This is a genomic window from Starkeya nomas, from assembly GCF_902703545.1.
Taxonomy (GTDB): Bacteria; Pseudomonadota; Alphaproteobacteria; order Rhizobiales; family Xanthobacteraceae; genus Ancylobacter; species Ancylobacter moscoviensis.
The window spans coordinates 1-6,456 of the sequence record NZ_CACSAS010000046.1 but is presented as its reverse complement, the minus strand read 5'-3'; the positions used below and the strand labels follow the sequence as shown (position 1 = coordinate 6,456).

14 protein-coding genes are annotated in these 6,456 nt (G+C 68.4%); all 14 read left to right on the top strand.

The genetic code is table 11. The annotated features are described in order from the left end of the window. A partial coding sequence (locus STARVERO_RS23185) for a transposase domain-containing protein (RefSeq protein ID WP_200837960.1) occupies positions 1-1,087 on the top strand: 1,087 nt, incomplete at its 5' end. A gap of 42 nt (positions 1,088-1,129) precedes the next feature. After that, on the top strand, positions 1,130-2,098 hold the full coding sequence (locus tag STARVERO_RS23180; protein ID WP_159602618.1) for an AAA family ATPase: 969 nt from the start codon (positions 1,130-1,132) through the stop codon (positions 2,096-2,098). A 10-nt stretch (positions 2,099-2,108) separates the two neighbouring features. Then, the gene (locus STARVERO_RS23175; protein WP_159602615.1) at positions 2,109-2,471 is read left to right on the top strand and encodes a hypothetical protein; all 363 of its coding nucleotides are present in this window, start codon (positions 2,109-2,111) and stop codon (positions 2,469-2,471) included. Then, positions 2,468-3,055, top strand: coding sequence for a helix-turn-helix domain-containing protein (locus tag STARVERO_RS23170; protein WP_159602612.1), 588 nt, complete (start codon positions 2,468-2,470; stop codon positions 3,053-3,055). Before STARVERO_RS23175 ends, STARVERO_RS23170 begins: the two co-directional genes overlap by 4 nt. Further along, positions 3,048-3,389, top strand: a complete 342-nt coding sequence (locus STARVERO_RS23165) for a hypothetical protein (protein ID WP_159602609.1) — start codon at positions 3,048-3,050, stop codon at positions 3,387-3,389. The genes STARVERO_RS23170 and STARVERO_RS23165 overlap by 8 nt, the downstream gene beginning before the upstream one ends. Beyond that, positions 3,373-3,903, top strand: a complete 531-nt coding sequence (locus STARVERO_RS23160; protein WP_159602606.1) for a host-nuclease inhibitor Gam family protein — start codon at positions 3,373-3,375, stop codon at positions 3,901-3,903. Before STARVERO_RS23165 ends, STARVERO_RS23160 begins: the two co-directional genes overlap by 17 nt. 10 nt (positions 3,904-3,913) lie before the next feature. Beyond that, positions 3,914-4,231 carry a hypothetical protein gene (locus STARVERO_RS23155; protein ID WP_159602603.1) on the top strand — a complete coding sequence of 106 codons (318 nt, stop codon included), beginning with the start codon at positions 3,914-3,916 and terminating at the stop codon, positions 4,229-4,231. Further along, positions 4,228-4,488 (top strand): hypothetical protein, encoded by a 261-nt coding sequence (locus tag STARVERO_RS23150; RefSeq protein ID WP_159602600.1) that lies wholly within the window; start codon positions 4,228-4,230, stop codon positions 4,486-4,488. Before STARVERO_RS23155 ends, STARVERO_RS23150 begins: the two co-directional genes overlap by 4 nt. After that, positions 4,485-4,784, top strand: coding sequence for a hypothetical protein (locus tag STARVERO_RS23145; protein WP_159602597.1), 300 nt, complete (start codon positions 4,485-4,487; stop codon positions 4,782-4,784). The genes STARVERO_RS23150 and STARVERO_RS23145 overlap by 4 nt, the downstream gene beginning before the upstream one ends. Before the next feature lie 214 nt (positions 4,785-4,998). Continuing rightward, positions 4,999-5,343, top strand: a complete 345-nt coding sequence (locus STARVERO_RS23140; RefSeq protein WP_159602594.1) for a sigma-70 RNA polymerase sigma factor region 4 domain-containing protein — start codon at positions 4,999-5,001, stop codon at positions 5,341-5,343. Continuing rightward, positions 5,340-5,609, top strand: coding sequence for a hypothetical protein (locus STARVERO_RS23135; RefSeq protein WP_159602591.1), 270 nt, complete (start codon positions 5,340-5,342; stop codon positions 5,607-5,609). Before STARVERO_RS23140 ends, STARVERO_RS23135 begins: the two co-directional genes overlap by 4 nt. Beyond that, positions 5,609-5,872 (top strand): hypothetical protein, encoded by a 264-nt coding sequence (locus STARVERO_RS23130; protein ID WP_159602588.1) that lies wholly within the window; start codon positions 5,609-5,611, stop codon positions 5,870-5,872. The genes STARVERO_RS23135 and STARVERO_RS23130 overlap by 1 nt, the downstream gene beginning before the upstream one ends. Further along, entirely contained in the window at positions 5,872-6,090 is a 219-nt protein-coding gene (locus tag STARVERO_RS23125) for a hypothetical protein (RefSeq protein ID WP_159602585.1), read from the top strand. The genes STARVERO_RS23130 and STARVERO_RS23125 overlap by 1 nt, the downstream gene beginning before the upstream one ends. Then, positions 6,087-6,456 (top strand): regulatory protein GemA (locus tag STARVERO_RS23120; protein WP_159602582.1); only part of this gene is annotated, 370 nt, incomplete at its 3' end. The genes STARVERO_RS23125 and STARVERO_RS23120, both read left to right, overlap by 4 nt.

The window sequence follows — 6,456 nt, the reverse complement described above, 5'->3', positions numbered from 1 at the left end:
CGGCTTCCAGGACATCTACAGCGGCAAAATCCTGTCGTGGCGCGTGGACATCTCGGAAAACTGGGACCTCGTTCGCCTCGCCTTCGCCGACATGGTCGAAACCTACGGCGTGCCGGACCATGTCCTGTTCGACAACGGCCGTGCCTTCGCCTCGAAGAAGATCACCGGCGGCACGCCCAATCGCTTCCGCTTCAAGGTGAAGGCCGAGGAGCCGGAAGGCATCATCACCGCGCTCGGTTGCCAGATTCACTGGGCGACGCCGTATCACGGTCAGGCGAAGCCGATTGAACGCGCATGGCGGGACCTCGCGCACAACATCTCCCGCGATGTCCGGTTCGAAGGCGCCTATACCGGCGGCAGCGTCGACGCCAAGCCAGAGAACTACGGCTCGCGGGCCGTGCCCTTCGACGTGTTCATGCAGGTGGTGTCCGAGGGCATCCTTGAGCACAACGCCCGCCTCGGCCGGCGGTCGAAGGTCTGCGGCGGGAACCTGTCCTTCGATCAGGCATTCGCCGCCTCCTATGAGACCGCCATCATCACCCGGCCGCACGAAGCCCAGCTGCGCAAGCTGCTGCTTTCGTCTGAACTGGTCTCGGTGCGGAAGACGGACGGCAGCGTCGAGCTGGCCGGCAACCGGTACTGGTCGGAGTTCCTGATCAACGAGATCGGCCGCAAGGTCACGCTGCGCTTCGACCCCGACGCGTTGCAGGAGCCCGTCCACATCTACCGGCCGGACGGCGCCTATCTCGGCGCGGCGCCATGCGTCGAGGCGGTCGGCTTCTTCTCGACCGAGGCCGCGCGGATCCACGCCCGCGCCCGCGCCGACTTCATCAAGAAGTCCAAGGAAGCCGCCCTCGCGGCGCAGAAGCTGACGCTCGCCGAACAGGCGGCGCTGCTGCCGAAGGTCGAGGCGCCGGAGGCCCCGGAAACCAAGGTGGTCCGGCCGTTCATCGCCACGCGCGGCAACGCCGCCGTGGCTCTCACTCCCGCCAATTCAGTCGATCCCGAAGACAGCTTCTGGACCGACTTCAACCGCTCGGCCTCCCGCCTTCGGGTGGTCCGAAACGAGGACGGCGCCGGCGATTGAGCCCGCCAGCGCCGTCGATAGTCCAAGCAAGAGGTAGGTATCATGCTCGATGTAACGAAGGAAGACACGCCGGCCCTGCACGCCGCTGTTCGCGACGAGGTGCGCTCGATCATGGAGCGCGAGGGCCTCAATCAGCGGCAGATCGCCGACGAGTCCGGCGTCGCTTACGGCACCCTGACGCCCTTCATGGGCAACACCTATCGCGGTGATGTCAGCCGGGTTGCCGAGCAGCTTGAACGGTGGCTGGAAACCCGTCGCGAGCGGGCGCGGATGGCGGCGCAACTGCCGGGCGAACTGCCGTTCGTGCTGACCCCGACCGCCGAGGACATTCACGGCATCCTGTCCTTTGCGCAGGCCACACAGGACTTTGCCGTCATTGTCGGCAGCGCCGGTATCGGTAAGACCCGCGCGATCGACGAGTACGGCAAGCGCGCCTCGAACGTGTGGGTCCTCACCGCCGATCCGAGCATGAAGAAGGCGAGCAACCTTCTGTCCATTCTCGCCGACGATCTGGACGTGAAGGAGCGGCGCAACGCCTTCATCTCGCGAGCCATCTCGAACCGTGTGCGCGGCTCGGCCGGTCTGATCGTGATCGACGAGGCGCAGCATCTCCACACGGAAGCCTTCGACCAGTTGCGCACGACGGTCGTCGATCTCGGCAAATGCGGCGTTGTGGTCGCCGGCAACGAGAGCATCCTCGCTCGCCTGCAGGGCTCGGCCGATCGCCGGACGCAGGAATTCGCGCAGTTGCACTCGCGGGTGGGCATGCGCAAGGCGCAGGTCGGAGCCAAGGCGAAGGACGTCTGCCTGATCATCGAGAAATGGGGCATCACCGAGGACCCCGTCGTCCGCATGCTGAAGACGATCGCCCGCAAGCCCGGCGCGCTCCGCATCATGGGCAAGGTGATCAAGCTCGCCACGATGATCTCGGGTGGTGGCGTGAAGGACATCACCACCAATCACATCGAGCGCGCCTGGACGCAGCTCTCCTCTCAGACCATCGAAGCGTGAGGGGGCCACCATGCTGCAGTCTCATCCCTCGACCGAAGAAGTCCGCGAGCTGCTCAAGCCCTGCCGGCAGTTGATGGAGCGCTACCTCTACACCGGCATCGAGCTGGCGCCGGAAGCGGTGCACGCGCTGCTCAACGTCTTCATCGTCGTCGACGACAAGATCGCCCAGCTCGGCCACGAGGTCGCGGCAGGAGCGCGGACGCTGGCGCAGATGGAGGCCGTTGCCCGCGATCTCGACCTCGTCGGGCGCGGCAAGGGCGAGCCGCCACATCAAAACTCGAGCGCCATGCCATCCGCGACGGTGCTTGCCTTCACGCCGCGCCTGCCGCTGCGCCCACTGTTCGGGCCGGCCGAGCCGGGAGGCGCCGCATGAACGCGCCCGAACCCGAGATCACGGTCAAGCTCGTGACCGAGGTGGTTTCCGACTACTTCGGCCTGACGCCCCGCGAGATCGTCTCGTTTCGCCGCAGCCAGGACGTCGCATGGCCGCGCCATGTCACGGTCGGCCTCTTGGCGCGGCTCACCAGCTACAGCATGCCGCGCATCGCGCGCGCCCTCGGCGGGCGCGATCTCACCACCATCCTGAACTCGCGGCGCCGCTTCGAGGAGCGCATCGGCACCGATCCCGACGCCGCGCGGCAGGTCGACGAGATCGCGAAGGCCGTCGTCGAGCATGCCGGTGTCGCCGCCACGGACGCCGCCTTGGCCTTCACCGAAAGCGAGATCGAGCAGCGGACGCACGAACTGGCGCAGCTCGACAATGCCGTCGAGGTGGCGGAACGGCGCTTCGCGTCGATCCGGCGATCTTTCGAGATCATCGCCGCCGCGCGGTCCGTCGCCCGTGCCCGCACGGCGGTGATCGTCGCCGAGCATACGCCCGGTCAGGGCGCCGCCCGGCGCGAGCTGGATCGCCGCCTGGACGAGCTGATGCGCATTGCGGAGGGCGGACATGTCTGAGGCGCCCCAGCACGCGACCCTTGCCGAGGTGCTGGCCACGGCCCGCACCATCGTCAATCACAAGAGCAGCCGGGGCGCGATCGGTGTCCCGGTCACGCACATCGCCGGCATGGCGCATGCGCTGTGCGCCCTCCACGACATCGCGATGTCCGCCGCCGAGATGCTGGCTGCGAGCGAGCGCTCCGGCCTCGCCGCCGACCGCGACGACATCGACACCGAAGTCGCCGAAGTCGAGGTCTCCATCCGCCACCAGAACGATCTGACCGATGGGCTGCTCGCCCTCGGCCTTCTCACCCTCGCACCACAGGAGGCCACCGATGGCCGTGAAGTCTAAGACCCGAGGCGCGAACCTGCCGGTTCCGCAGAACCGCGAGGAAGCGTCCGCCGCCGTGCGCGTCATCGGCGAGCTGAACCGCGACATCGCCCGCATCACCGCCGACATGAACGACGAACTGGCGGCGGTGAAGGAGCGGTACGAGAACGCGGCGGCACCGCTCCGCGAGCGCTCGGAGGCCGCCACAGAGGGCCTGAAGATGTGGGCCGAGGCGAACCGCTCGACGCTCACCGGCGGCGACAAGACGAAGACGGTCGACCTCGGCACCGGCGAGATCAAATGGCGCCTTCGGCCGCCCTCCGTCCGGCTGCGCGGCGAGGATACGGTGATCGAAAAGCTGCGCGCGCTCGGCCTCGGCCGGTTCATCCGCACGAAGGTCGAGGTGAACAAGGAAGCCCTCAAGGCCGAACCGGACGTGGCGCGCACCGTCGCCGGCGTCTCCATCAGCAGCGGCGGCGAAGACTTCGTCGTCGAGCCCTTCGAAGCGGCGCTCACCGCGCAGCCGGCGGCGTGAGGAGGCGGCGATGGAAGCTCCCTTCACCACACTTCCGTGGGCTTGCAGCGACCTGCGCCCTGAACTCGTGTTCGGCGATAGCCTCGGCGTCATCGACAGCCGGCGCCCCGTCGCGCAGTTCGCGAATGCGGCGGACGCGACCTTTGTCCTCGGCCTGATCGACAGGCTGGACGAGGTCGTGGAGCAGATCGACGCTCTGAAGAAAGCCTTCGGCGCGCCGGGCGATTACGGCTACGGCACCCCCTCGGGCGACGCGCTGTATCAGCTCTACATGAGCGGCGCGATCCTGCGGCAGGTCCTCGCCGGGCCGGCGAAGGAGCGCTCATGACGACGCTCCTCAACCGCCAGCGTGAGCACAAGCTCACCGACGCCATGCTGACCGGGCTCGATCTGCTCGTCCGCCACGGCAGCGCCATGCGCTACCGCGCCGGCTGGGGCTTCGGCTCGCTCAACGGGCCGATCATCGCCCCGGCCACCATGGACGCGCTGTTCGATCGCGGTTTCGCGCGGCGCCGGCATGCCTCGGCCGACGTCACCAAGACCGGCCGGGACGCCCACGCCGAAATCACGGGGATGCTGTCATGAGAAAGCGCCCCCTCGACATCGCCAGTCTGCGGCGCCTCGTCGGCGTCGTCAGCACCGCCCTTGAGCAGCTGCCTCCCATCGATTCCGAGCGCTTCGCATCCTATGGCGAGCACCGGAAGGCGGCGGAAGCCGCCCTCGACGAACTCGCCCGAACCGAGGGCGCCCGGTGGCGCGAGACAGGCGCCGACGTCGCGCTTTCCCTCGGCGGCGTCCGCGCCTCCTCGACCGGCGGCGTGTCCGCCGCCATGCGGAACTGGATCACCTCGGCCCGCGCCAAGATCGGGGGTGCGGTATGAGCAATCGCGCCAAGAAACCGACGCCCACCCAGTTGCGGATCATGCGCAATAGGGCCGCCGGACTGCCGTCTGACTACGGCCGCCCTTTCACTCGTAGCCATGCCGCCGGCTGGGGCAGCTCCGAGGTCTCGTGCCGGCGAGCCGGCTGGCTGGATAGAGAAGGCAACCTCACGCCGGAGGGGCGCACCATTCTGGAAACTCACGGGGGTGCGCCATGAGCAAGCCCACGCTCGGCTGGCCTACGCGCACCAAGGCGGTACTCGCCCTCCGTGAGATGAAGATGACGACGCGGGAGATCGCCGCCGCCATCGGCATCGACGTCAAGACCGTCTGCGCGCTTGAGGCTTCCGCCGTCCGCGCCATCAGGGAACGGCCGCAGCGCCAGCGCGGCCGGGCCATCCTCCTGCCGCTCGATGTCTTCGATGCGCTCGGCCCGGAGGCGGCGCGGCGGAACATCTCGCCGGCCGCTCTCGCCCGCCTGCTCGTCGAGACAGTGGTCGACGAAAACATGATCGGCGCCGTTCTCGACGATGCGGACGAACTGGGGGAGACGGCATGAACCCCGCTCCGATCCGCCTCGATGGCCGGATGCCGTATGCCGATGGCATCTGTTACGACGACTGCCACGGCATGCCGCCGAAGACCATCCGGCTCCTGCGCATTCGCGGCCTCGTGTGGCTGACACAGCTGTGCATCGACAATGCCGGTGAGGAGTACCGGCACCTTGCGGGCTACGTCGTCGCCGCCGACCTGACGACGGCCGAGCGGATCGCCGACGCCCGAGGGCTCGGCGAGATCGTCGTCGGGCGCTGGGAGGTGTCGTGATGGCACCTCGCAAGCGCAAGTCAGCACGATTCGTCGCCGGCCGCAGCAAGGCCGTGCCGCTCGCCCAGCTGATGGACGTCGCGCAGGTCCGCGAACTCGTCGAGCGCGAGGCAGCGGACGGCTTCAGGGCGCCCAAGAACGCCACCTGCAGGATCGGCAAGCGGCTGCTCACATGGTCGATCCGGTTCCAGCGGAAATCCGACGACGGCACGCATGTGCGCGAACATCGGTTCCACTGCCCGAACCCCGGAACTGGCGACTGATGCCCCGCCGCCGGCCCGCCGCTCCCGCTCCCGCTCCGCTTCTCGCGTGGCCCGAGCTGCAGCGGCTCGGCGAGCTGGCCTCCCGGCATCAGGCCCTTTCCGCCCGCATGCACCGCATGCCCCCGCGCAGCCGCCGCCGGCTGCACGCCGAATCCGAGATCGCCGCGCTCACGTGCCAGATCCTCGCCCTTGAAGTCCAGCTGCGGAGGCAGTCGTGACCACCGTGACCAAACAGCAGATCGGCGCCATCCACGCGCTCAAGACGCGGGCGGCGCTCGACGACGACAGCTACCGCGACCTGCTCGCCCGCGAGACCGGCCGACGCTCGGCGAAGGAACTGACGCTCGACCAGGCCGGCCGCGTCATCGACCGGCTCAAGGTGCTCTCAGGCGGCTCTCAGAGCCCCGTAAGAGCCTCGGAAAAGCCGCTTGCCGAAGGCGCCCTGAAGCTGGAAGGGCCGTATGCCGGCCAGTGCCGCGCGCTCTGGATAGCGGGATGGAACCTCGGCGTCGTGACCGACCGCCGCGATACCGCCCTCGTCGCCTTCGTCGAGCGTCAGACCGGCATTCCCACCCTCAACTGGG

Bases quoted from the DNA above. Each gene is read 5' to 3' on its own strand.
- STARVERO_RS23180 (WP_159602618.1), top strand. From the start codon at position 1,130: ATGCTCGATGTAACGAAGGAAGACACGCCGGCCCTGCACGCCGCTGTT.
- STARVERO_RS23175 (WP_159602615.1), top strand. From the start codon at position 2,109: ATGCTGCAGTCTCATCCCTCGACCGAAGAAGTCCGCGAGCTGCTCAAG.
- STARVERO_RS23170 (WP_159602612.1), top strand. From the start codon at position 2,468: ATGAACGCGCCCGAACCCGAGATCACGGTCAAGCTCGTGACCGAGGTG.
- STARVERO_RS23165 (WP_159602609.1), top strand. From the start codon at position 3,048: ATGTCTGAGGCGCCCCAGCACGCGACCCTTGCCGAGGTGCTGGCCACG.
- STARVERO_RS23160 (WP_159602606.1), top strand. From the start codon at position 3,373: ATGGCCGTGAAGTCTAAGACCCGAGGCGCGAACCTGCCGGTTCCGCAG.
- STARVERO_RS23155 (WP_159602603.1), top strand. From the start codon at position 3,914: ATGGAAGCTCCCTTCACCACACTTCCGTGGGCTTGCAGCGACCTGCGC.
- STARVERO_RS23150 (WP_159602600.1), top strand. From the start codon at position 4,228: ATGACGACGCTCCTCAACCGCCAGCGTGAGCACAAGCTCACCGACGCC.
- STARVERO_RS23145 (WP_159602597.1), top strand. From the start codon at position 4,485: ATGAGAAAGCGCCCCCTCGACATCGCCAGTCTGCGGCGCCTCGTCGGC.
- STARVERO_RS23140 (WP_159602594.1), top strand. From the start codon at position 4,999: ATGAGCAAGCCCACGCTCGGCTGGCCTACGCGCACCAAGGCGGTACTC.
- STARVERO_RS23135 (WP_159602591.1), top strand. From the start codon at position 5,340: ATGAACCCCGCTCCGATCCGCCTCGATGGCCGGATGCCGTATGCCGAT.
- STARVERO_RS23130 (WP_159602588.1), top strand. From the start codon at position 5,609: ATGGCACCTCGCAAGCGCAAGTCAGCACGATTCGTCGCCGGCCGCAGC.
- STARVERO_RS23125 (WP_159602585.1), top strand. From the start codon at position 5,872: ATGCCCCGCCGCCGGCCCGCCGCTCCCGCTCCCGCTCCGCTTCTCGCG.